Genomic DNA, 22,993 nt, shown 5'->3' with positions numbered 1-22,993 from the left:
CATGAAGTTTCCGATACTCGCTGTTGCTCAGTTCTGCTCTGCAAGGGGAGATATCGAACAGAACCTCGCCGGACACCTCGCGTTCATGCAGCGCGCCGCTGATCTTGGGGCCAGTTACCTGCTGTTTCCCGAGCTCTCATTGACAGGCTACGAACCCGATCTGGCCCGAGCGCTGGCGTTGCATGCGGACGACGCCCGTCTTGAGCCGATTAAGGCGTTGGCCATGAAGCTGCGCCTGGTTACCACCATTGGCGTACCGCTCAAAGGAGCAAATGACAGCATCCTGATTGGTGCGCTGACCTTCACCGCTGACGGCGACGTCACTACCTATGCCAAGCAATACCTGCATCCCGGTGAGGACAAGGTGTTCAGTGAGGGAAACAAAGACTGCTATCTGTCCATTGATCAGCATCGGATCGGCCTGTGCGTGTGTGCCGACTTCACGCAGCCTGAGCATGTGCAGCGTATGGCAGCAGGTGGCGCTTGGGTGTATGCAGCGAGCGTACTGATTTCGCCGGGTGGCTATGCACAGGATGCAGAGCTGCTCGCGGGGCATGCCCGACGTCATAACCTGCCGGTGCTGGTGGCCAATCACGGTGCACCGACTGGCGGCTGGGAGTCGGCAGGCCGCAGCGGTCTATGGGACGGGGCAGGGCGCTGGATAGGCGGGATGCAGGGCGCAGGAAGCGGGCTGGTCATCGTGACCTGCCAGCGCGAAGGCTGGCAGGTTCGGGTGGCGTAAACAGATTTAAGTGCTCACCGCGTGGTCTGGTTTGAGGTCAGGTTCATTATTCGAACGTGAAAGTGTCTCCGGTACGGCCACCAGCAACAGACAAAACGCCGCCGCCGCAACACCCGCGAGGGTCAGGAACGCAGCGCTGTAGCCCGCTGCATGTACCACGAAACCTGCCAGGCCGTTGCTCAGCGCCGCGCCCAGTCCGAACAGAGTGGACAGCGCCCCGAGGCTTACATTGAAACGTCCGCTGCCTTGAGTGAGGTCCTTGACCATCAATGGAAACAGCGCGCCGAACAGGCCGGCCCCAATACCGTCGAGCATCTGCACCGCCACCAGCCAGTAGGGGTCGTCTGACAGGGTATAAAGCACACCACGAATCGGCAGAATCAGAAAGCCTGCCAGCAGCAGCGGCTTGCGACCCCAGTCATCCGCTTTCATACCCACCAGCAGCGCCGCAGGTACCATGACCAGTTGGGCTGCAACGATGCACGCCGAGGTCAGCGGCGTCGCCATCTGCATATTGATTTGCGAAAGCTTCTGACTGACCAGTGGCAACATGGCTGCGTTGGCCAGATGGAACAGTGCGCAACAGATACCGAAAAGCAGCAGCGGCTTGTTGCTCAGTAACGTAGCAAGTCCGGAAGGCTGAGCTCCATGAGCGTTGTGGTTCGCATCAAAACCCCGGGCGACGTTGTGATCGATGGCATCCGCAGAAACGAAGCTGATCGCGATAACACTCGCCAGGGCCATCGCTGCCATCAGATAGAACACCGCAATAGGCCCGAAGAGGTAGGCAAAGCCGCCCGCTAACAGGGCTGCGCAGGCATTACCGGCATGGTTGAATGTTTCATTGCGTCCGGTACGACGCGTAAAGGCTTTCGGCCCGGTTATGCCCAGAGAGATGGCCGCGATGGCCGGTGCGAACACCGAGGACGCGATGCTGCTCAGCGCCTGGGTCAGGGCGACGACCGAGAAGGACGAAGTGAAAGGCAGAATCAGGCAACTCAGGGTCACCAGCAGCGCCGCCACACCAATCATGGCGCGCTTGTAAGGCGTACGGTCGATAAGCGCGCCAGCAGGGGTTTGGGTCAGCAGCCCGGCAATACCTGCGATGGTCATCACCACGCCTATGCTGGCCGGGTCCCATTTATGCACGGCCAGTAGATAGATCGCCAGGTAAGGCCCCAGGCCGTCGCGCACATCGGCGAGGAAGAAATTCAGGCTATCCAGTGAAAGGGTGTTGCGGCGATCTGCATGACTGGCCAAGAGCGGAATTCCCGTAATTCGTCAGACTCCAGGTAGCCGAGTCTCGGGTAATACTGACCGGGGCCGTTTTAAAGAAGTTTCCGCACCGAAGATGAAATTTTCGGTTTCACACGTTCTTTTTCTGCAGGCTTTTCATGCGCTGTGTGGCACGTTGCACGGCGGCCATCTTTTCCGGACGTTTCATGCGTCTCCACTTGCGGATATCGTCCTTGGTACGCCCGCAGCTCACGCACAGATCGCCGCTGAGCTGGCACACGGAAATGCACGGGTTTTCGATGTCCTTGGCCATATCAACTCCGCCTGGCGTATTTGCGCTTGATACGCTGCTGCCAGTCGCCACCGTTCTCGCGCAGGCACTGCTCTTCGCAGTCGACATGCACATGAGCCGCTGCATTCGACAGGCTAACCTGTGCATCGTCAAGTGCCTCTACCGTGAGACCGATCATCCGCTCCATCAGCCCGCGCGCCAGCGCAGTGTTCTTGTCGGCCAGCGTGTCGAACACCCATACCACCTGCAAGCTGGCAGGGAAGGCTGCGTAATCAACTTCGTGAGTCAGCCAGCAGAAACCGGGCATTTCCGTTTTGGCCGTTTCACAGGCATGCGTCAGCGCTGTAACAAGCTGGCGCTCAGTGCGGGCCTGCTCGCGTTTGCTTGAGGGCATCTGGTGTGCTCGGGCAGTAAAAGGGATAGCTGCGTACGATACCTGAATTGTCGGCAGCTTCGCAGTACCGAGCAATCATGATTTTTTTGGATACCGTGCTGACAGGTAACTTAACCAGTTCGAATGCGGCACGCAAAAAAATCGATGTTTGTATTTAAACTTTTTTTGACGATCATTCCTTCATCATCTTCAGATAAAGATGATGGTTTTGGCGAGTATGCTCATGTAGTCTTTTACTTGATGCACGAATGCTTACGATTCTGACGCGGTTAATAAGTGGCTTTCAAAATCACAAGACTCAGTTAGTAAAGGGTTTTCTTCGTTTTAATAGGGTTTTTACTATGGTGCTTGACACTTATATGCAGATTGAGGGTATTCCAGGCGAATCTCTTGATGCGGTATTTAAAGATTGGATCGAGCTTTCTGATTTCGATATTGGTGCCAGCCAGTCAGCGTCAGCGACTGCAACAAGTGCCGGCGGTGCAAGCAGTGGTCGAGCCAGTATGAGCGATTTTTTCTTTCGTAAGGCTGTGGACAAGTCTACACCTAAGCTTCATGAGGCCTGCTGTAGTGGAAAGCATTTTAAAGAGGTTACTATTGCTGTAAATCGTGCGGGGTCGGAAAAAATAAAATACCTAGAGATTAAACTTGAAGAGGTTATACTTTCGTCGGTATCTCTCAATGGTAATGGTTCGGTAGAGAATGGTTTTCCAACCGAAACTATACGCCTTAATTATGGGCGAATAAAAATGCTTTATACTCAGCAAAAGCGCTCCGACGGTCAAGGTGGCGGGCAAGTTGTTGGCGGATGGGATGGTATAAAAAATAAGGTTTACGCTTGATTTTGGCAAGGGACGGGCGTCGCATGTCTGGAAATACCAATAATCCTAATATCGCGTACTGCAGTTTTTCTTTAAATGGTGAGCCTGTAAGCAATTTGCGTTGCGGGCAAGCTACCTATGAAGCTTTCTCGGGTATGGGCGTCCCTTTTGTCAACAGTCCGAAGTATCAGTCTGTGGAGGGAAAGGGTGCAATTCCAGTTGTTCGATATTTTATTGTTGATCGGCAAAGTGGGGGTAGTCTTGGTTGGATTAAAGAGCCTATACAGGACTTTTTAGCTGGTACAGATAGGGGGGGAGTGGTTTGGTCTTTACAGAGATGATGGAGAGGTTGATGATCAGACAACCATTGATAACATAAGACGAGGCGCGTTTAGGCTTCATCCCGTTGGGCCGCGTGGTATAAGCCAAGGCTGTATCACTCTTAACTCTCAGATTGGATTCGATGAGCTTAAAAATTTTCTTCGCAGTCAGCATGGCGAAATTCTTCCGGGGACGAATCTGAAGTACTATGGCGTAATAGATGTGTCTGCTTTTAGCGAATAGTGGAGATATCTCAATGAAAAAAATAATGAAGCTCATCACAAAGAGCACGCTAATTTTAGTGTTGGCTGCGCTGCTCACTAAATGGCTTGTCGCGCTAGGCCTGATGGGCTGGCTGCTTCAAACTGAAACAGGCCTCGATATGTATGTTTCGGCTGCAAGTGCTTTGGGTATAATCGGCGGAGAAAATGGAGAGTTCATGCTTCTTGTCATAATGGTATTGGTGATGTTGGTGCCGTCAACATTTATTGTACGGGGTGCGGCTAAAACTCTTTGTCGATTCAGATCAGTAAGGTGATAAACGCAGGGCATGGGAATTGGAGGTTTACCAGAGCCCTGTCGTGACTGAAGATATCTTGTAGGATGCCTTGCGGCTGCAAGGCGGGCGCCGTTCCAGAGACTGTCAGAAATTTTGTGTTCGGGCATAACATGTAGCTAGAGGTGCATGTATGCCGACCAAAAAGAAGTCCGCCAATGCAACAGCGAGGGAGTTGCCCTCGATTCCCCAAGAGCTGATCGAGCAGTTTGTTAAAGGCCCGATGAGCGCCGAAGCCATTCAAGACGCGTCCATGGCGTTCAAGAAGGCTCTGATCGAGCGTGCGCTAGGCGCCGAGCTGGGTCACCACCTTGGTTACCCTCAGGGCGCGGAGCGCCCTGAGGAGTCGACCAATCAGCGTAATGGCAAAAGCAGCAAGACGGTTCTGACCGACGACGGGCCGCTTCGCCTGGATATCCCCAGAGACCGCGATGGTAGCTTCGCCCCGATCCTGATTCCCAAGCACGAACGACGTTTTACAGGCTTCGACGACAAGATAATTGCCATGTACGCCCGGGGCATGACGGTGCGTGAGATCCGCGCTTTTCTATCTGAGCAGTATGGAACTAACGTGTCCCATGACTTCATCAGCTCAGTCACCGATGCGGTCATGGAAGAGGTGGGCACTTGGCAGCAACGACCCTTGGAACCGATGTATCCGGTGATCTTCTTCGATGCGTTACGGGTCAAAATCCGGGACGAGGGGTTAGTGTGCAACAAGGCTATTTATCTGGCGCTGGGGGTATTACCTGATGGCACGCGCGACATTCTGGGTATATGGATCGAGAGCACCGAGGGTGCCAAGTTTTGGATGAAGGTGTTCAACGACCTCAAGACTCGTGGCGTTGAAGATGTTCTGATCGCCGTCACGGATGGCCTCAAAGGAATACCGGAGGCGTTGGGGGCGGTTTTTCCTGCCACGACGCTGCAAACCTGCATCGTGCATCTGATCCGCAACAGCTTGGACTATGCCGCTTGGGATAAACGTCGGGCACTGGCCAAAGCACTCAAGCCGATCTACCAGGCGATCAATGCAGATGTGGCTGAGCAAGAGCTTAACGCCTTTGAAGCGGGCCCCTGGGGCAAGCAGTATCCGACTGTGGTTGCTGCATGGCGTCGCGCCTGGGATCGGGTTATACCGTTTTTTGTTTTCCCGGCGGGCATCCGCAAAGTGGTTTACACGACCAATGCCATCGAGAGCATCAATGCCCAGTTACGCAAGATCATCAAGACTCGAGGGCACTTCCCGACCGATGAGGCCGCGACGAAACTGATATGGCTTGGGTTGCGCAACATCACCGCCAACTGGGGTCATGCGGCACACGACTGGAAAGTGGCAATGAATCAATTTGCGATCCTGTACGGGGACCGATTTACCAGACCGAGCTGGTAAAACAAGGGCCTGCCTGACGGCAGGCCCTAACCAGCCCGAACACAAAAAAACTGATACTCCCCCGTTCCAAAAATAACAACAAGGAGACGCACCATGGATTTCTCACCCCTAACCACCACCGCAGACCAAAGCCGTAGAGGCTTCCTGAAACAATCACTGGCTGTTTCGGCCACGGTTGCCGCCATTGGCGCATTGCCGCGTCTTTCCAGCGCTACCCCGACCCATTGGTCAGTGTTCTGGATGACAGCTTTACCCAAATACGAATATTCAATGCCAGCGTCGAGAAGCTGGCCAGCGGCATGCGTTGGGCCGAAGGGCCGGTGTGGATTGGAGACGGTCGCTACTTGCTGGTCAGCGATATCGCCAACAATCGGATCATGCGCTGGGACGAGGTAACGGGTCAGCTGTCGGTGTACCGCGAGCATTCGAACTTTTCCAATGGCATGTGCCGCGATCGCCAGGGCAGGCTGCTGGTCTGTGAGGGGTCGAGCACCACCACCGAAGGACGGCGGGTGACGCGTACCGAATACAACGGGCGTATTACCGTGCTGGCCGACAGTTTCGAGGGCAAGCCTTTCAATTCGCCCAACGACATTGCCTGCAAACGCGATGGGTCTATCTGGTTCACCGATCCTACCTTCCAGGCCGAAAGCAACTATGAAGGTCAAAAGGTCAAGCAGGAGCAACCCTTCGGCGTCTATCGCATAGACCCGTCGAACGGCAAGGTCTCCAGGGTTATCGATGATCTGGCAGATCCAAATGGTTTGTGCTTCTCGCCGGACGAGAAAACCTTGCATGTGGTCGAAGGGCGCGCCAAACCCCACGGCCTCATCTGGGCGATAGCGGTCAACGAAGATGGCACGCTGGGCGAGCGGCGTAAACACATCGAAGGTCTGGACTACGCGGCCATCGACGGCATCAAATGCGACGAAAGCGGCAATCTGTGGTGTGGCTGGGGCGGTAACGGTGATCCCAAGGCCGATATGGAGAAACTCGACGGCGTGCGAGTGTTCAACCCTCAAGGCAATGCCATCGGCCATATCAGCTTGCCGGAGCGCTGCGCCAATGTCTGCTTTGGCGGGCGAGAGGGCAATCGGCTGTTCATGGCCAGCAGCCATTCACTTTACTCGGTGTTCATGAATACGCGAGGCGCCACGTTTGCCTGAAGGGTCAATCGGGTCGAACCCCTGTGAACATGCCGGGTCTGTTCCTGTAATTACTCTCAGGGATAGTTATTTATGTCGGCGCAACGCGGCCTTGTTCTACTTGCACGAGGCGGTTATGCCGCCCGTGGTGTTGTTTATCTGATTATTGGTTTGTTCGCAGTACTGGCGGCGCAGGGATCTTCACAGCCTGCCGACAGCCACAGCAGTCTTGAAGCCTTGTTGAGCCAGCCGTTCGGCAGCGTGCTGGTCGGGGTGGTAATTGTCGGTCTACTGGCGTTCGCCGCATGGCGTGTGCTGCAGGCCACGCGTGATGTGGACCATCATGGCCGCGAACTCAAGGGGCTGGTGATTCGTGGCGGTCTTCTGGTGGGCGGCTTTACTTATGGGGCATTGGCGTTTTTCGCGCTGGGCCTGCTGGTCAGTGGGCTCAAGAGCTCCGGTGGCTCATCGGGTGGTCAGGCCAAGGATCTGCTGGCAACCCTTCTGTCCTGGGATCACTCCAACCTGCTGGTCTACGTCGTGGCACTGGTGCCACTGGCGCTGGGCATTGTGCATATCATCAAGGGCTACAAGGCGTCCTTCGAGAAGTATTTCGAGGCTGATGAAGACGTCATGAAATATGTGCGTCCGGTGTCGCGCTTCGGGCTGATCGCCCGCGGCGTGGCGTTTATCGAAATTGCAGTGTTGCTGGCCGTAAGCTGTTCCAGCTATCAGGCCATGCACCCGCCTGGCATGAAGGATGCGCTCAACGGTTTGCAGGATCTGCCGGCCGGTGGTCTGGTGCTACTGATCGTGGCGCTGGGTCTGATCGCGTTTTCGGTATACAGCTTCGCCCAGGCCGCATGGCGCAGGATCAACATGGATGTGCCCGATGCACCGGAGGCGGTAGCGCGTCATTTCCGCTGATCTCCATTCGGGTAGTAAGAGGGCTGCGTGACTCTTCAGGTCAGGCGGCCCTTTTTTCGATAAAAATAATGTGAACCATGCCTCAAGTCGCCTTCCGCCCGGCCGACATTCCCTCTTGAGCTCCGATCATTTTCCGGACTGACGTTCTCTACGCAGGCCCGGATCAGATTCGGCGCAATAAAAATAAAAGAGGATAGCCATGACCATTCTTCAGCGAGTGATCGGTGGGTTTGCCGTGCTGGTTGTGCTGCTGCTCGCCATGGCAGGTATCAGCTACCAAAGCACCCATTCCATAAGCGACCGGATCAGCATCATTACCGGGCAGTCGGCACCCTTGAGCAGGGCGGCGAGCGAGCTTTATGTACATGTGTTGCGCGCCAATCAGGCACTGCTCGGGATTCTGGTCAGCAATGACCCCAAGCAGATTGACGATGGCAAGCAGCCCTTCAACGACAGCATGGCCCGGTTCAATCAGTTGCTGGACAGCACGCCTGCCTACATCGGCGATCGCGCTGAACTGCGCGACAACCTGAATCAGCAGCGTCAGTTGAGCGCTGCTTATGCCGAACAGGCGCAGACTCTGATTGCCAGTCACCGACAGCACGTTTTGCAGTCACTCCAGAGCCGGGTATTGCAGGGCTACAGCAGCAGCCAGGGCGCCCAACTGACCGGTTATCTTCGTGATTACATTGCCCGCGAGCGCAGTGCAGGGGCTGCGGATAACGTGGCCGCAGGTGAAAAGCTGTTGCTGGAAGTCGGCAAATCCTACGAGGGGCTGGCTGCCCACGCGGCGACGCCGGATATCCAGACCTTGCAGCGTGTGCTCAACCTGCAGGATGAGGTAATCAGTACTCGGGCGCGCGAACTCACGGCAGTAGATCCACGCGGCGGTCGTATCGCTGGTGTGATGGTCAACCGCCTGCTCAACGACCTCACCGGCAGTGACGGCGTTTATCAGGCCTACAGGCAGGAGGCGGCGCTCGCCGAGCAGGTTGGTAAACAGCGCCAGGCGGCGGAAACCCGGCTTCAGGCAACACTGGACAAGATCGGCGAGTTCGGTAATCAGTCACTGGCGGTGGCCAACGAGGCCAAGGCGGGTGCGGATTCGACCATCGCCACCAGCCTCAGCCTGCTGCTGATCGCTTGCCTGCTGGCGGTAGTTGCAGCGGCAGTCATCGGTACCTGGGTCGCGTTCAGCCTTCGGCGTCCATTGGCGGCGTTTCGCGAGGTGCTCAAGACCCTCACCAGCGGCGACATGCGGGTGCGTTTCGATGTCAGCCGTCGCGACGAGTTCGGCGAGCTGGGCGGTTACCTCAATGAGTTCACCCAGTCGTTGCAACAGACGTTTCGGCAGTTGATCGGCTCTGCCGACACCCTGGCGTTGACTGCCAGTCAGAACGCCCAGATCAGTGAGCAGACCACCCGCGTGGTCGACGAGCAGAAAGACCGTCTCAATTCTGCCGCGTCGGCCATGAATGAAATGGAAAGCACCGTGGAAGAAGTGGCCCGTCGTGCTCAGGATACGCGTGGCGCGGTGGACAGCACCAGCGAACTGACCAACAAGGTGCAGAAGCGCGTGGCTGAAACCATCGTCAACATTCGTCAGCAGGCTGAACAGGTCAACAAGGCGTCTGCGGTCACCGACGAGCTGCAGAAGTACGGGCAAAACATTGACGGTATTGTCGATGCCATTCGTACCATTGCCGAGCAGACCAACCTGCTGGCGCTCAACGCGGCCATCGAAGCGGCACGCGCTGGCGAGCAGGGCAGGGGCTTTGCGGTGGTGGCCGATGAAGTACGCTCGCTGGCCAGTCGCACCCAGACCTCTACCAGCGAGATTCAGGAAATGATCGGCCAGATGCAGAGCAAGATCCACTCTGCTGTGCAGGTGATGAACGAAAGCCAGATCCAGTCCAATCACTGCGTGACGCTGGCTTCCGGTGCCGACCAGTTGCTGGTGGAAATGGGCGAGGCGGTGGACACGATTCGCGACATGAATATCCAGATCGCAGCTGCCACCGAGCAGCAAAGCGCAACGGTGCAGGAAACCAGTCGCATGGTCACGCACATCAACGATTCTGCCCAGCAGGCCGCCGACGGTGCCGAACAGTCTGCGAGCAGCAGTCAGGACCTGTCGAAAATGGCCAGGGATCAGCGCGAGCTGCTCCATCATTTCAGCGTTTGATGCCCGGGAGTCAGAACATGAAACAGTGGTTATCGATTTCCCTGAGTGCAAGCCTGCTGGTCGCGGGCCTGGCACAGGCGGCCACGCCATTGATCGGCGTGGGTATGGCCAAGTACAACGACAATTTTCAGACCATTCTGCGCCACGGGGTGGAAAAGCAGGTGGCGCTGCTGGATGCCGACATCTTCATGGAGAACGGTCAGGACGACGTCGAGCTGCAGATGCGTCAATTCCGCAATCTGGTCAATTCGAAAGTCGACGCCATCGTTGTCGCGATGGTGAACGGCAAAAGCGCAGCGGAAATGATGCGCCTGGCCAATGAGGCCAAGGTTCCGCTGGTATTCGTCAACCGCAATCCGGAACCGGCCAAGTGGCCTGCGCTGACGGCATTTGTCGGCTCTGACGAACTGGAGTCCGGCACTTTGCAAATGGAAGAGCTGGCCCGTCGTGCCGGTTACAAGGGTAACGTGGTGATTCTGGTGGGTGATCCGAGTAACAAGTCGTCGGTCATGCGCACCGAGGACGTGGAAAAGGTGGTCGCAAAGTACCCGAACATGAAGGTCGTGCAGAAGAAAATCGGCAACTGGGAGCGCAGCCAGGCCGCGACAATCGTGATTGACTGGGTCAAGCAGGGTGTGGACTTCTCTATCGTCGCGGCTAACAACGACGAAATGGCGATCGGTGCGATCATGGGGCTGGAGAAGGCCGGAAAGAATGCCAGGGATTATCTGGTGGGCGGCATCGACGGCACCCCGGACGGCTTGAAGCTGATGGCCGAGGGCAAGATGGCCGTCAGCGTGTTTCAGGATGCGGTCGGCCAGGCCAACCGCGCAGTAGATGCCGCGCTGAGCATGGCGCGTGGCGAAACACTGGCATCTCCGGTCATTTGGGTACCGTTCAAACTCATCACCCCGGAGAATCGCCAGCAGTTCGAATAGGGCCGCGGTGTGGGCTGACTGTCTTTCCAGTGAACCGCACGCGGAGCGCTCAGCGTTGTTTCAATTAGCCCGGAAGCTCCATGCTTTCCGGGCACAAGCCCACTCTACGGCATCTCAGGGCTTGTCTATAACGCGCTATAACCGGATATCCTGCGGCCCGCGAATCTGTGCTTCGATGCGTGTGCCGGTCAGGCGCTCTTCGTTGGAGAAACCATCGTAGCTGGCCAGGTCGCCGAAGCTGATGCCAGTGAGTTTTTCGATCTGCAGGACGCTGCGCTGCCAGGTTCTGAGTGGACCGAATACGATCTCCAGCTTACCCAGCTCGCTGCTCTGGTCGATCATGTAGGCACTGGCTGAAGGTTTGCCGTCGTCGCCAAGAAACGCCACGACCTTCCAGAATGCCGAAGGGATCTTGAGGTTGCGGTAGTTGCGGTCGTCTTCGCGCAGCACCGGCCCGCTGAAAACGGTTACCCGGGATTTCCAGCGTCGCGTGTTCTCAAGGATGTAGTCCTCAAGTTCCAGCCATGTCTTCTGATTGAAGGCGGCCATCTGCGGTGAGCAGTTGGTGAAGTGAAAGGTATCGCTGTTGGCCGTTTCGGCTTCCTTGCCCCAATTAGGGTCCTGACGCCTGACCAGATGACCGCGATCCAGCAGATTGTCGGCGTACAGGCTTTCGCCGATCTGCGCCTCGGCAGGCAGCCTGCCATCAAAAGACCACGAATCCTTGCCACGCTTGACCTCGACGCTGCTGGCACCGTCGATATTGACACCGACATACAGAGCAAGACGCCGACTGCGCGACATGGTGATTGAAAAGTGGGTGTAATCGAGGCGATTTCCGGCGTTGTCCAGCGGATAGACATCCGGTGCCAGCTCCGCGTCGGTCGAGGGCCATGGCACGACGAAGTCACCGAGAAAATTCTCGACATACCCCTTACGTTTCTGCAATTCGCTCGCCGGTGTGGTGCGTGGCGATGCAAGAGGTTGCGGTGCAAGCAATTCGGCCGAAGGGAGCAGTGGCTTGAGGTCGGCGAGGCGTGGTCGGTAGGTGAGATCGATAGCGGGCTTTTTGTCAGACACTTGGTTGGCTCCTGCGGTGGGCGTGAGTTCATTACAGTTCACCATAGCCGCGTTACAGGTCGACGTCAGGCCGGGTAATCGATCGTTCGCGGGCACTCATACAGTAAAAAACTGTAAACGGGTTCAAGTTACGGGTAACAGGCGTCGATAAGCTCTGAATAAGAGCACTCCGCAGTTCATGTTATTTCACTGATCGCAGGGGACATCAGGATGTCGATAAAGCTACGTCTATTGTTGTTGATTGGCACCAGCGTGCTGACGGCTCTGATCATCAGCCTGGTCAACTATGTGGGCAATACCCGCACGGAGACGGCGATGATCGACAGCGAGGTCAGCATGACCGCGCTCAGCAATCATCTGGAAGCCGACATGATGCACGATGCGCTGCGTGCCGATGTGCTGTCGGCGATGCTGGTCGGCCTGGGCAAAAGCAACAGCACGCGTGAAGAGGTGCAGAAATCCCTTGATGAGCATGCTGCACATTTTCGAGCTGTGCTGAACGATAACCTCAAACTTCCCATCACCGAAGCGATCAAGGCGGAGCTGAACAGGATCAAGCCCAGCCTCGATACCTATATTGCCAGTGGCGAGCGTATTGTCGGTCTGGCTCTGGATAATCCGGAACGAGCGCAACAGGAACTGGGCACGTTCACCAGCGCCTTCACGCAACTGGAAGAGCAGATGTCCAGTCTCAGCGACCTGATCGAGGGGAATTTCAAGGCAAGCGGCGAAGGTGCCCGTCAGGCAATCCGCAGCGCCAACATCGCTCTGGTTGTGGTGCTGGTGGCCAGTATCCTGCTGCTTCTGGTTCAGGGCCGTTGGGTAACCCGCAGCATCATGATTCCTCTTGCCTCTGCCAGCCGCATTGCCGATAGCATTGCTCACGGCAATCTCAGTGAACCTATCAACGAGCCTCGTGGCCGTGACGAGGCCAGCATGCTGATTCGCAGTCTGGCGGTCATGCAGCGCGACCTGCGGGGGATGATCGAAGTGGTGCGCAGTAACGCGCATGGCGTCAGCGGTATGAGCCGCCAGCTCAGCAGTGGCTGCCATGAAGTGGCCGACAGCAGTCGGCAGCAGAGCTCGGCAGCGGGCACCATGTCGGCAGCGACCAGCGAGATGACGGCGAGCATCGAAGAAATCACCCGGCATGCCGGGCACGCGCTGGAAATGGCAAATCAGGCTGAAACACTGGCAAAAAATGGTGGCCGGGTGATTCATCAGGTGGTCAGTGACATGGACAGCATTGCCCGCTCGGCGCAGCTGTCGGCGCAGGTTATCCGTACGCTGGACAAGGACTCGGAAGGAATTTTCAATATTATTCAGGTGATCAAGGGCATTGCCGATCAGACCAACCTGCTGGCGCTTAACGCAGCCATTGAAGCTGCACGCGCTGGCGAGCAGGGTCGAGGTTTTGCCGTAGTCGCCGACGAAGTTCGCAATCTGGCGGGGCGCACCAGCACCTCGACCCAGGAAATCACCGCGATGGTCGCTCGTATTCAGCAAAGTACCCGCGAGGCGGTGACCAGCATGGAAGCAGGCGTTGCCCAGGTCGACAAGGGCATGGCCGTCACCGCTGAAGTGCAACGCTCGATCAGCGAGATACTGGAGGCCACGTTGAGCACCACACAACTGGTCAACGACATCACTCGCACCATTGGTGAACAGAGCCTGGCCAGTAACGAAATCGCTCACCAAGTGGAGATGATTGCCAGTATGTCCGAGGGCAATAGCCGGGTCATCGGGCAGACCGCCAGCACTACCGATGAACTTTCGGCAATGGCCGGACAGCTTTCGCAATCGGTGGATCGTTTCCGTCTTTGATATCAAATAGCCCCGACCTGCAGTACTCTCCGGCGCATTCGACCCCCGGTCGAGTCGCGCAGGGGTCATCACAGGCCTGTATTGGCCGGTTCAGCCATTGAATCTTCGGCACCGACAAGCGTTAATTTTCGTGGATGAATCATTTTTCACCCCAGGAGCAGCGACATGCAGACGTTAAAGGCCTTATACGAGTCAGTCGAAAAGCAGTTTTTCGACACACTGACCAAAAAGCTCTCGAGCCTTTTTCTGCTGGTCCTGGTCAGCGCGCTGCTGTACTGGGTGGCTCTGAACATCCGCTCTGACATCATGCTGCAACTCCACGGCACGCAACTGGATGCGGCCGAACTGGGCAAAATTCAGGGCCAACTGGATGTCCTCAGCAACGCAATCCTGCTGAGCACCCTGTTTACGCTGGTCATGGTCAGTTTCATGGTCTGGTACTTCCGCCATTTGATTGTGCGTCCAGTGATGTTCATGACTCACGCACTCGAAGAAATCGCCAACGGCGAGGGCGACCTGTCCCGTGACTTGCCATTATTGACCCATGACGAAATTCGAGTGCTGGCCAGTACCTGCAATCGTTTTCTGGCCAAGCAGCGCGAGGTTATCAGCAGTATTCAGGCGCTGACGGTGCAGATCGCAGTCGAATCGGCACGCTCGCTGAAAAACATCAGTGATTCCAGCGACAGCGCGACCGATCAGGCGCGTTTCGCCAGAGAGGTGATGGACCAGAGCAATATGGCGGTGGGCAGCATTGAGGACGTCTCGCAGCAGACGCAGGGCATTTCCACTACCACTGCGCAGAACCTGAGCATGGCGCGTGACTCTTATGCCGAATTGCTGGAGGTGACTGGAAACATTAGCCAGATATCCAGCAGTCTCAATGAATTCGGCGGGCTGGTATCCGGCTTGAATGAGCGTTCTTCAAGCATCAAGTCGATTGTCGGGCTCATCCAGCAGATATCCTCGCAGACCAACCTGCTCGCGCTCAATGCGGCCATCGAAGCGGCGCGGGCCGGTGAAAGCGGTCGAGGGTTTGCTGTGGTGGCGGATGAGGTGCGCACCCTGGCGCAGAACGTCAGTAAAGCCACTGACGATATCTCCCGGAACATCGACGCGATGCTTCAGGAGGTCAGCTCCACCCACGAACAGACCATTCAGATCAGCCACAGCGCCCGCGAAACCCAGCAGGTCGTAGAGCGCGCATCCGGCCATTTCGAGAGCATGATCGGTGATTTCGAGTCCACCAATGACAAGTTGGCCGACATCGCTGCGCACATCCAGCAGTTCGCAACCACCAACACTGGCATCAACGAACGGGTGACCCGGATTTACTCCGACAGCCAGGCTATCGATCAGCGTATGCAGCACTCTGCCACCGCCACCCGTGACCTGTCCGGTGTAGCCGAGCAGGTTCAGGCCTTGCTGGGGCGTTTCGTGCTGGGGCATGGCGAACTGGACGCTGCCATTACCCGCGCGAGTCAGTGCCGGGACATCCTGCAGGTGCGGCTGGCCGAGCTGCACAAGCAAGGCGTCAATCTGTTCGATCAGAGCTACAAGCTGATTCCCGGCACCGACCCCAAGCAGTACATGACCGGTTACACAGAGCGCTTCGCACAAGTCTGTCAGGAAGAGTGCGACAAACTCACCAAGGGCACCCGGGGCGGCAAGGTCACCTTTATCGTGGATAACAAAGGTTACTGCCCGGTCAACAACAGCTGGGTGTCACTGAAACCGACCGGCGACCGTGCCGTCGACTTGCCGGTGTGCCGCAACAAACGCATGTTCTCCGACCCGATAGGCTTGCGTGCGGCGGGCAACCAGCAGCGTTTTCTATTGCAGACCTACCTGCGTGATACCGGCGAGATCATGACCGAAATCGATGTGCCGTTCTTTTTTGAAGGGCGTCATTGGGGCAACTTGCGGATGGGCTTCGACGCAGCGCTGTTGCTAGGCAAGTGAGGCAGCGCTACTGTTGCGTCGATAAGGCATACAACACGACTGAACGTTCGCGCCGGTAAAAGCTCCACTTCTACAAGGCGCTGATTTTCAGAACGCCACCGGAGGTGTGACTTTGAACATTCAAGATCTGACAAAACATGCGAAGGATAAAAAGGTTCGTGAACTCGATCTGATCTCCATCGAGGGCGGTTCCTATGTGCTCCATGCGCAACTGGAAGGCAAGTCTGTGCCGGTTGAAGACTCGACTGGCAAAACCTTGCACGTTGCCTCGGTGGAAGAGGAGCGCAAGGTGCTTTCTTCGGTATCTGATGTAAAGCTGTTCCTGACCCAGGCTGTGGCTCACGACGAAATGGTCGGTCTGGGCAGCGTTCAGGCAGAGTCATCACGCCAGGAGATCCCGTTGCGCTCAAGCCACTGATCGCGATGTCAGGCGCCGCGCCTGACCGCGATGCACTTGATTTCCAGCAGCAGCCCGGGATGCGCCAGCTCGGCAACGCCGATGCAGGTCCATGCACATTGGCCGCGCGGAAATATACGGTTTTTCACGTCACGAAACACCGCCATGTGCTCGCTCATGGCTACGTGATAAGTCGTCATGTCGACTATATCGTCGAACGTGCAGTCGCCCTCAGCCAGTACCGTGCGCAGGTTTTCCCAGCAGGCGATGAACTGCGCTTCGGGGTTGAGGATGACTTCCATTTCCCGTGTGCGTCCCACCTGCCCGGCGCAGTAAAGGGTGTCGCCGACTCTGACTGCGGGTGCATAGCCTGCTCGGTCTATGATCGGCTGCATGGTGGGCGGAACGATGATCTCTCGGTCTGACATGTTGTAACACCTGTTTGTAACGCTTGAGTGTGTAACACCCGACTATGCGATGGCTGATCGGGTTGTATATGAGCCAGTCATCTGGCCGCCGGTTTGGCTGTACGTCGCGGTTTTTTCGTCGCAGTGCCCGTTGCAGCAGAGGACGTAGCAGTGCTGCGCTTGGTGATTTTGCGTTTTTTCTTCCAGGGCGGCGCAACGCCTGCCGGGCTGGCCGGGCCGCTGATGCTCATGCGCATGCCGACGCAGCGGCTGACCTGTTTGCTCATCCACGCTGCCTGTTTGGCGACGAACTCTTCAAGGCTCATTTCGCCGCTCTGTACCATGTCGAGTGCCTGTTCCCAGATCGCTGTAGTGCCTGGGTCGGCGATGGCGCGGGGGACGGCGTCGATCAGGCTGAATGCTGCGGGCGCTGCGCACAGGGCCTTGCCCTGTTTGGTCAGATAGCCACGGTCCAGCAGGCCCTGAATGATGCCGGCGCGGGTGGCTTCGGTACCGATGCCGGTCGTGTCCTTGAGCTTTTGCTTGAGCAGTGGGTCTTCCACCAGTTTGGCGACGTTTTTCATGGCCTTGATCAGGTCGCCTTCAGTGAATGGTTTGGGCGGCTGGGTCCAGAGGTCCTTGAGGATGACCTCAGCGACGGCGCACTCGCAGCCCTGGAACAATGCCGGCAACGGCTGCGGCGCAGGCGCTTCGCGACCCTTGGCCGGTGCCAGTGCCTCGGGCATGGCACGTTTCCAGCCTGGCTCGACAATTTGTTTGCCGACCGCCCGCAGCGCATGGCCTGCGCAGTCGAAGTCGGCCTGGGTACGGTCGTATTCGTGGTTGGGCAGGAACTGCGCCAGATAGCGCGCCCTGATCAGGGTGTACACCGCTCGCAGCTTGCCGGTCAGACGCTCGACGCCGCGCACGGCAGCAGTGGGAATGATGCCGTGGTGGGCAGTCACTTTGCCGTCATTCCAGGCCCGCGATCGGCGTTGCGGGTCAAGGTGTGGCGACAGGCTGGCCAGCGTCGGGTCTGCCTTGCACAGCGCTGCGATGATACCCGCAGCTTCGCCATGCTGACTGTTCGGCAGGTAACCGCAATCGCTGCGCGGGTACGTGATGACCTTGTGGGTTTCATACAGCGACTGGGCTATATCAAGGGTTTCCTGCGCCCCAAGCCCGAGCTTTTTCGAGCAGATTTCCTGCAGGGTGCCCAGATCGAAAGGCAGTGGGGCAACTTCGCGAATCCGCTCGGTGCGCAGTTTGACCAACCGTGCGCTGGCCGCATTGCGCATCGCTTGGGCAGCCTGTTGCGCCAGCGGTTGATTCAGGCAGCGGTCCTGATCGTCGCAGGCGTCGGACGGTGCGCGCCATTGGGCGATAAAAGCCTGGTTGTCGTGCAGCAGCCTGACGTCAATGGCCCAGTAGGGTGCCGGTACGAAGTTGGCGATGCTGCGATCACGGTCCACCACCAGCCGCAGGGTCGGGGTTTGTACCCGTCCGACTGGCAATACGCCCTGATAACCCGACTGGCGACCCAGCAGGGTGAACAGGCGGCTCATGTTCATGCCGATCAGCCAGTCGGCACGGGATCGACCCAGCGCCGAGTGATACAGGCTGAACGTATCGGCACCGGGTTTGAGCGCTGCCAGCGCCTTGCGGATGGAAGCGTCATCGAGTGCCGACAGCCACAAACGCTGAATCGGCCCGCGATAGCGGCAGTGTTCGACAAGCTCGCGGGCGATCATCTCGCCTTCGCGGTCGGCATCGGTGGCAATCACCAGCTCTTGAGCCTCGCCCAGCAATCGCTTGACTGCCTTGAACTGGCTGGCAGTTCTCGGCTTGACGAGCATCTTCCACTTTTCCGGAATGATGGGCAGGTCTTCCAGCACCCAGCGTTTGTAACGCGCATCGTAGGCGTCGGGCGGGGCGGTTTCCAGCAAGTGGCCGATGCACCAGGTTACGGTGGCATTGGCACCCACCCAGCAGCCGTTGCCACGCCTGGTCGCGCCGAGCGCAGCCGCAATGTCTTTGGCCTGGGAGGGTTTTTCGCAAAGAAACAGCCGCATGACTACCGTCGTCGATTACCGGTGCAAGGGCTGCAAGGATGAACGTTGAATACGCTACGGGCAAGTTTTATCTGTATGGATATACAGATAAATAAGGAGGGCCATGGGGTGAAGCACTCACGCCATGACCGCTCTTGCAGCCGCGGAGAGTGGCCGGCTTAGCTCAACAGGTCGGAGAACGCCTTGTCGGCTTCAAGCACCGCTGGCAGCCCGGCAAACAGTGCGTCCAGATCGACTCCTTCCATCAATGGCCCGCCGCAGGCCTGCTGCGCTTGCACAGTTGCGCCGCCGTGGGCTTCCAGTGCATCGGAGATGGTGATGGCCTGAGCAACGATCTTTGGCAGCGGTGCGTCGGCCGGAGCCTTCAGCGGTGTTGCCTGATAGGCGATAGCCTGTTTGATCAGCTCTGGCAGATGCCAGCGACTGGCCAGTTCTGCGCCTACTTCCGGGTAGCTGAAACCCAGTTGCAGGGTTTCGTTGGCTGCACGCCCCGGTGTACCGGCCTTGGCTGCGTTGTTCAAGCGCTCTGCAACGTCGGGCGCGCCGGTCTGGATCAGCAGTTCGCCGATGTTATGCATGACCCCGCAGGTAAAGGCGATTTCTGGGTCGACACCCGTCTGTTTCGCCAGCATCCGGCAGATCCCTGCCACCTGAAAGCTTTTGAGCCAGAACCCTTTGAGGTCAAAACTTGGCCCGGCTTTGAACGCGCCGGTCACTGCCGAGGCCATTACCAGGGTGCGCAGGGTGTTGAAACCCAGGCGCATGGCCGCGTCTTCGATGCTGGAGGATTCTCGCGAGCCGCGAAACCGCGCCGAGTTGGCAAGGCGCAGCACCTTGGCAGCAATCACCGGGTCTTTCTCGATGTTTCGGGCAATGCTTTCCAGGTTCGAGGAAGGGTTGTCAAATTGCAGCATCAGGTCCTGAGCCACTTTGGGGATGCTCGGGAGACTGTGCAAATCGTCAAAAAGTTTTTCGATACTCAGCATGGCAAGACCATCCTCTGCACGGCGGGGATGATTCAACCATAGCCAGTTTTTCCGGCTCTGCACGTTTCACCGTCGATTGTGGGAGACAGGTCTCAGCACGCTTCGAAAAAAATAATCAAGGACTCGTCCATCGCGGCCGATAAGGCGATACAAGCGTCTCTGTAAGGTTTCGGTACCTGAACCTGCCTGATGATCGACATGGCAGGCGCTGGTGTATCGACTCCGGTTGCTGAACGGCCTGTAGGTTGTTACGTGAAAAGGACGGCACAGTTGGAAGTTTGATTGGCGATTCAGAGATCGTCCTTATTGGTTTTTGCCGTGGAAGTAACCGCTATGAAAAGTCTGGGTTTCAGCAAGAAAATTCTTCTCGCCGCCGCATTGATTGTGGTTGTCGCGTTCAGTGTGTTCATTGTCATCAATGACTATCGACAACGTCAGTCGCTCAAATCCAGCGTCAGGTCCGAGTTGCAACAACTGGGTACGCTCACCACGCAGAACATCCAGACCTGGCTGGAAAGCCGCATGCAATTGCTGCAATCGATGTCGCAGCAAGTCGCCGCGGATGGCAAGGAGCTGCCACAGTTGCAGCGCGCGATTGGCCTGCCTGCCTACAGCGAAAGTTTTCAGTTGAGTTACTTTGGCAGCACCGATGGCGTGATGTTCTCGGTGCCGTCGGCCAATCGCCCCGCTGACTACGATCCGCGTGCACGTGGCTGGTACAAGGCGGCACAGAATGCGCCCGGCACCATTGTGACCGAACCCTACATCGCGGCATCTTCCGGCAAGCTGGTCATGACCATGGCCACACCGGTCAAGTTTCAGAATCAGTTCGTGGGCGTGGCCGGTGCTGATATCGCTCTGGACAACGTCACCAAGATCATCAACTCGCTGAACTTTGATGGCCATGGTTATGCGTTTCTGGTCAGTGCCGACGGCAAGATTCTGGTGCACCCGGACAGCAAACTGGTGCTCAAGAACATCAGTGAAGCCTACCCGACCAACACTCCGAAAATTGCTGCCGGGGTGAGTGAAATCGACTCCGGTAAAAAGCCGGAGATCATTTCCTTCACGCCCGTTCAAGGTGTCTCGACGGCCAACTGGTACGTGGCACTGGTACTGGAGCAGGATTCCGCCTACGCCATGTTGACCGAGTTCCGTACCTCGGCCATCACTGCGATGGTTGTGGTGATGGTGATCATCCTGCTGCTGGGCCTGTTGATCCGGGTGTTGATGCAACCCTTGCATCAGATGGGCCGCGCGATGCGAGATATCGCTGACGGCGAGGGCGATTTGACCAAGCGTCTGGCCATCACATCGCAGGACGAATTCGGTGCACTGGCGCAGTCGTTCAACCATTTTGTCGAACGTATCCATACCTCGATCCGCGAAGTGGCCTCGACTGCCGCGCAACTGGGGGCGGTGGCCACACAAGTGGTCAAGGTCTCCAACGCGTCGATGGACAACTCCGACCAGCAGGCCAACCGCACTGAAAGCGTGGCAGCGGCGATCAACGAATTGGGTGCCGCCGCCCAGGAAATCGCCCAGAACGCCGCGCGTACCTCGCAGCAGTCGAGCGATGCGAGCGGCCTGGCCAGCGACGGCCAGAACGTCGTGCAGCAGACCATCAAGGCCATGAACGAGCTGTCCGGCAAGATCAGCGAGTCGTGCGTGAACATCGAAAGCCTGAATGGCAAGACCGCCAACATCGGGCAGATTCTCGAGGTAATCACCAGCATTTCCCAGCAGACCAACCTGCTGGCGCTCAACGCGGCCATCGAAGCGGCGCGTGCCGGTGAAGCCGGGCGCGGGTTTGCCGTGGTGGCTGACGAGGTGCGTAACCTTGCGCACCGCACTCAGGATTCGGCGCAACAAGTGCAGAAAATGATTGAAGAGCTGCAGGTCGGCGCTCGTGAGGCAGTGGTCAACATGACTGAAAGCCAGCGTCAGAGTGAGGACAGCGTAGGCATCGCCAACCTCGCCGGCGAACGCCTGAGCAGCGTGACCCGACGCATCGAAGAGATCAACGGCATGAACCAGTCGGTGGCCGCAGCAACGGAGGAGCAGACCTCGGTGGTGGAGTCGATCAATGTCGACATCACTCATATCAACACCCTCAACCAGCTGGGCGTCGACAATCTGCGCCAGACCCTGGACGCCTGCAACTCGCTGGAAGAGCAGGCTGCCCGCTTGCAGCAACTGGTCGGCAGCTTCCGGATCTGATCCGGCAGCTGTCTGCACCAAGCGGAGGGCTCATCGTGATGTACAGGTCCCGATGGGCCTGTAAATAGGGCTCAAACCACGATGACGATCGTTACCACGCTCCGCGTGGTAATGCATTTCGTGACGCTGCAACACCTTCTGCGACAAACTGTTATCAGCTAGTCACTCACGGTTCATGAGGCTGCAACAACACAGGTTCAGTTTGGTTGACAACCGAATACGACCTGTCCCGGGTCGTGCGCAGACCGAGAAGCCTCATGAACGATGCCATTCATGTACAGGGCCTGAACAAGACCTTCTCGCACAAAAGTGCGTTGGTTGACCTTGCATTGTCTATACAACCTGGTGAGATGGTTGCGCTGATTGGCGCTTCCGGCTCTGGCAAGTCAACCTTGCTGCGCCATCTTGCCGGCCTGGCGTGCTGTGATCGCAGCAATGGCGGTCAGGTTCAGGTGCTGGGGCGCGAGGTTCAGTCGTCCGGTCGTCTCAACAGTCAGGTGCGACGTCTGCGCGCCGATATCGGCTATATCTTCCAGCAATTCAATCTGGTCAATCGCCTCAGTGTGCTGGACAACGTTTTGCTCGGTTGTCTGGGACGCATGCCGCGCTGGCGCGGCAGTCTGGCGCTGTTCAATCGCGAGGAAAAACAGCGTGCGATGGCCGCGCTGGACAGGGTAGGGCTGGCAGATCTTGCCGCCCAGCGGGCTTCGACCCTGTCTGGCGGCCAGCAGCAACGAGTTGCGATTGCTCGTGCCTTGACCCAGCGCGCCGAAGTGATCCTGGCCGACGAACCGATTGCCTCGCTGGACCCCGAATCGGCCCGCAGGGTCATGGAAATTCTTGCCGACATCAATCGCAGCGATGGCAAGACCGTCGTCGTCACCCTGCATCAGGTGGATTACGCGGTGCGCTATTGCCCGCGTGCCGTGGCCCTCAAGGGCGGGCGGATCCATTTTGATGGCCTGGCGCAGGATCTCAGCAAACAGTTCCTCAATGACCTCTACGGTGCAGACGCGGACGCGAGCCTGATGATCACCGAACGAAGCCGTCGCGTTCGGCAGAAGCCGCGTCTGGAACTGGCCAAAGTCTGAAGCT

The 22,993-nt window shown here is 57.5% G+C and carries 19 protein-coding genes and 4 pseudogenes; 16 read left to right on the top strand and 7 right to left on the bottom strand.

Features of this window, described 5'->3' with window-relative positions; genetic code table 11:
• The first annotated feature begins 1 nt into the window (after position 1).
• Positions 2–742 (top strand): carbon-nitrogen hydrolase family protein, encoded by a 741-nt coding sequence (locus AC4ANK_RS17990; protein WP_002553891.1) that lies wholly within the window; start codon positions 2–4, stop codon positions 740–742.
• A 6-nt stretch (positions 743–748) separates the two neighbouring features.
• Here the strand turns inward: AC4ANK_RS17990 and AC4ANK_RS17985 are convergent, their stop codons facing one another.
• The 3 genes from AC4ANK_RS17985 to AC4ANK_RS17975 form a co-directional block, all read right to left on the bottom strand.
• Positions 749–2,002: an MFS transporter gene (locus tag AC4ANK_RS17985; RefSeq protein WP_031595374.1), complete on the bottom strand. Its 1,254-nt coding sequence runs from the start codon at positions 2,000–2,002 to the stop codon at positions 749–751.
• Between the two features lie 106 nt (positions 2,003–2,108).
• Positions 2,109–2,291: a DUF1289 domain-containing protein gene (locus AC4ANK_RS17980; RefSeq protein ID WP_002553889.1), complete on the bottom strand. Its 183-nt coding sequence runs from the start codon at positions 2,289–2,291 to the stop codon at positions 2,109–2,111.
• A gap of 1 nt (position 2,292) precedes the next feature.
• The gene (locus AC4ANK_RS17975) at positions 2,293–2,664 is read right to left on the bottom strand and encodes a hypothetical protein (RefSeq protein WP_002553888.1); all 372 of its coding nucleotides are present in this window, start codon (positions 2,662–2,664) and stop codon (positions 2,293–2,295) included.
• Between the two features lie 341 nt (positions 2,665–3,005).
• On the opposite strand from AC4ANK_RS17975, the gene AC4ANK_RS17970 reads away from it, so the two are divergent.
• From AC4ANK_RS17970 to AC4ANK_RS17930, 9 genes and pseudogenes are all read left to right on the top strand, one after another.
• A complete protein-coding gene (locus tag AC4ANK_RS17970; RefSeq protein ID WP_031595372.1) occupies positions 3,006–3,506 on the top strand; it encodes an Hcp family type VI secretion system effector in 501 nt (166 codons plus the stop codon).
• A gap of 23 nt (positions 3,507–3,529) precedes the next feature.
• Positions 3,530–4,049, top strand: a pseudogene (locus AC4ANK_RS17965) (DUF2778 domain-containing protein).
• 25 nt (positions 4,050–4,074) lie between these two features.
• A complete protein-coding gene (locus AC4ANK_RS17960; RefSeq protein WP_016981348.1) occupies positions 4,075–4,344 on the top strand; it encodes a hypothetical protein in 270 nt (89 codons plus the stop codon).
• A 151-nt stretch (positions 4,345–4,495) separates the two neighbouring features.
• Complete coding sequence (locus AC4ANK_RS17955; protein WP_054082596.1) at positions 4,496–5,755, top strand: IS256-like element ISPsy17 family transposase; 1,260 nt, start codon at positions 4,496–4,498, stop codon at positions 5,753–5,755.
• A 93-nt stretch (positions 5,756–5,848) separates the two neighbouring features.
• Positions 5,849–6,921 (top strand): annotated as a pseudogene (locus tag AC4ANK_RS17950) (SMP-30/gluconolactonase/LRE family protein).
• A gap of 72 nt (positions 6,922–6,993) precedes the next feature.
• Positions 6,994–7,827, top strand: a complete 834-nt coding sequence (locus tag AC4ANK_RS17945) for a DUF1206 domain-containing protein (RefSeq protein WP_460384856.1) — start codon at positions 6,994–6,996, stop codon at positions 7,825–7,827.
• 199 nt (positions 7,828–8,026) lie between these two features.
• Positions 8,027–9,157, top strand: a pseudogene (locus AC4ANK_RS17940) (HAMP domain-containing protein); the annotation flags it as partial.
• 141 nt (positions 9,158–9,298) lie between these two features.
• Positions 9,299–10,012: a methyl-accepting chemotaxis protein gene (locus AC4ANK_RS17935; RefSeq protein ID WP_369812062.1), complete on the top strand. Its 714-nt coding sequence runs from the start codon at positions 9,299–9,301 to the stop codon at positions 10,010–10,012.
• A gap of 17 nt (positions 10,013–10,029) precedes the next feature.
• On the top strand, positions 10,030–10,950 hold the full coding sequence (locus AC4ANK_RS17930; protein WP_002553883.1) for a substrate-binding domain-containing protein: 921 nt from the start codon (positions 10,030–10,032) through the stop codon (positions 10,948–10,950).
• A 135-nt stretch (positions 10,951–11,085) separates the two neighbouring features.
• Here the strand turns inward: AC4ANK_RS17930 and AC4ANK_RS17925 are convergent, their stop codons facing one another.
• Positions 11,086–12,030, bottom strand: coding sequence for a DNA/RNA non-specific endonuclease (locus AC4ANK_RS17925; protein WP_002553882.1), 945 nt, complete (start codon positions 12,028–12,030; stop codon positions 11,086–11,088).
• Between the two features lie 210 nt (positions 12,031–12,240).
• On the opposite strand from AC4ANK_RS17925, the gene AC4ANK_RS17920 reads away from it, so the two are divergent.
• The 3 genes from AC4ANK_RS17920 (at position 12,241) to AC4ANK_RS17910 (ending at position 16,234) form a co-directional block, all read left to right on the top strand.
• On the top strand, positions 12,241–13,854 hold the full coding sequence (locus tag AC4ANK_RS17920; RefSeq protein WP_002553881.1) for a methyl-accepting chemotaxis protein: 1,614 nt from the start codon (positions 12,241–12,243) through the stop codon (positions 13,852–13,854).
• A gap of 165 nt (positions 13,855–14,019) precedes the next feature.
• Complete coding sequence (locus tag AC4ANK_RS17915; RefSeq protein ID WP_002553880.1) at positions 14,020–15,816, top strand: methyl-accepting chemotaxis protein; 1,797 nt, start codon at positions 14,020–14,022, stop codon at positions 15,814–15,816.
• 106 nt (positions 15,817–15,922) lie between these two features.
• Positions 15,923–16,234, top strand: coding sequence for a DUF6482 family protein (locus tag AC4ANK_RS17910; RefSeq protein ID WP_031595366.1), 312 nt, complete (start codon positions 15,923–15,925; stop codon positions 16,232–16,234).
• Positions 16,235–16,242: 8 nt separating this feature from the next.
• On the opposite strand, the gene AC4ANK_RS17905 is transcribed toward AC4ANK_RS17910, so the two are convergent.
• From AC4ANK_RS17905 to AC4ANK_RS17895, 3 genes are all read right to left on the bottom strand, one after another.
• Positions 16,243–16,641 (bottom strand): RidA family protein, encoded by a 399-nt coding sequence (locus AC4ANK_RS17905; RefSeq protein ID WP_460384859.1) that lies wholly within the window; start codon positions 16,639–16,641, stop codon positions 16,243–16,245.
• A gap of 77 nt (positions 16,642–16,718) precedes the next feature.
• Positions 16,719–18,692, bottom strand: a complete 1,974-nt coding sequence (locus AC4ANK_RS17900) for a DNA topoisomerase III (protein WP_460384861.1) — start codon at positions 18,690–18,692, stop codon at positions 16,719–16,721.
• Between the two features lie 158 nt (positions 18,693–18,850).
• Positions 18,851–19,678: an HDOD domain-containing protein gene (locus tag AC4ANK_RS17895; RefSeq protein ID WP_002553876.1), complete on the bottom strand. Its 828-nt coding sequence runs from the start codon at positions 19,676–19,678 to the stop codon at positions 18,851–18,853.
• Between the two features lie 333 nt (positions 19,679–20,011).
• Here AC4ANK_RS17895 and AC4ANK_RS17890 point away from each other — a divergent pair.
• From AC4ANK_RS17890 to phnC, 3 genes and pseudogenes are all read left to right on the top strand, one after another.
• Positions 20,012–21,040, top strand: a pseudogene (locus AC4ANK_RS17890) (HAMP domain-containing protein); the annotation flags it as partial.
• Positions 21,041–21,133: 93 nt separating this feature from the next.
• On the top strand, positions 21,134–21,898 hold the full coding sequence (locus AC4ANK_RS17885) for a methyl-accepting chemotaxis protein (RefSeq protein ID WP_369812061.1): 765 nt from the start codon (positions 21,134–21,136) through the stop codon (positions 21,896–21,898).
• Positions 21,899–22,155: 257 nt separating this feature from the next.
• Positions 22,156–22,989 carry a phosphonate ABC transporter ATP-binding protein gene (gene phnC / locus AC4ANK_RS17880; RefSeq protein WP_002553874.1) on the top strand — a complete coding sequence of 278 codons (834 nt, stop codon included), beginning with the start codon at positions 22,156–22,158 and terminating at the stop codon, positions 22,987–22,989.
• Positions 22,990–22,993 lie beyond the last annotated feature (4 nt).

The sequence above is a fragment of the Pseudomonas sp. Pmew2 genome, assembly GCF_058129885.1.
This window is presented reverse-complemented; position numbering and strand designations above follow the sequence as displayed.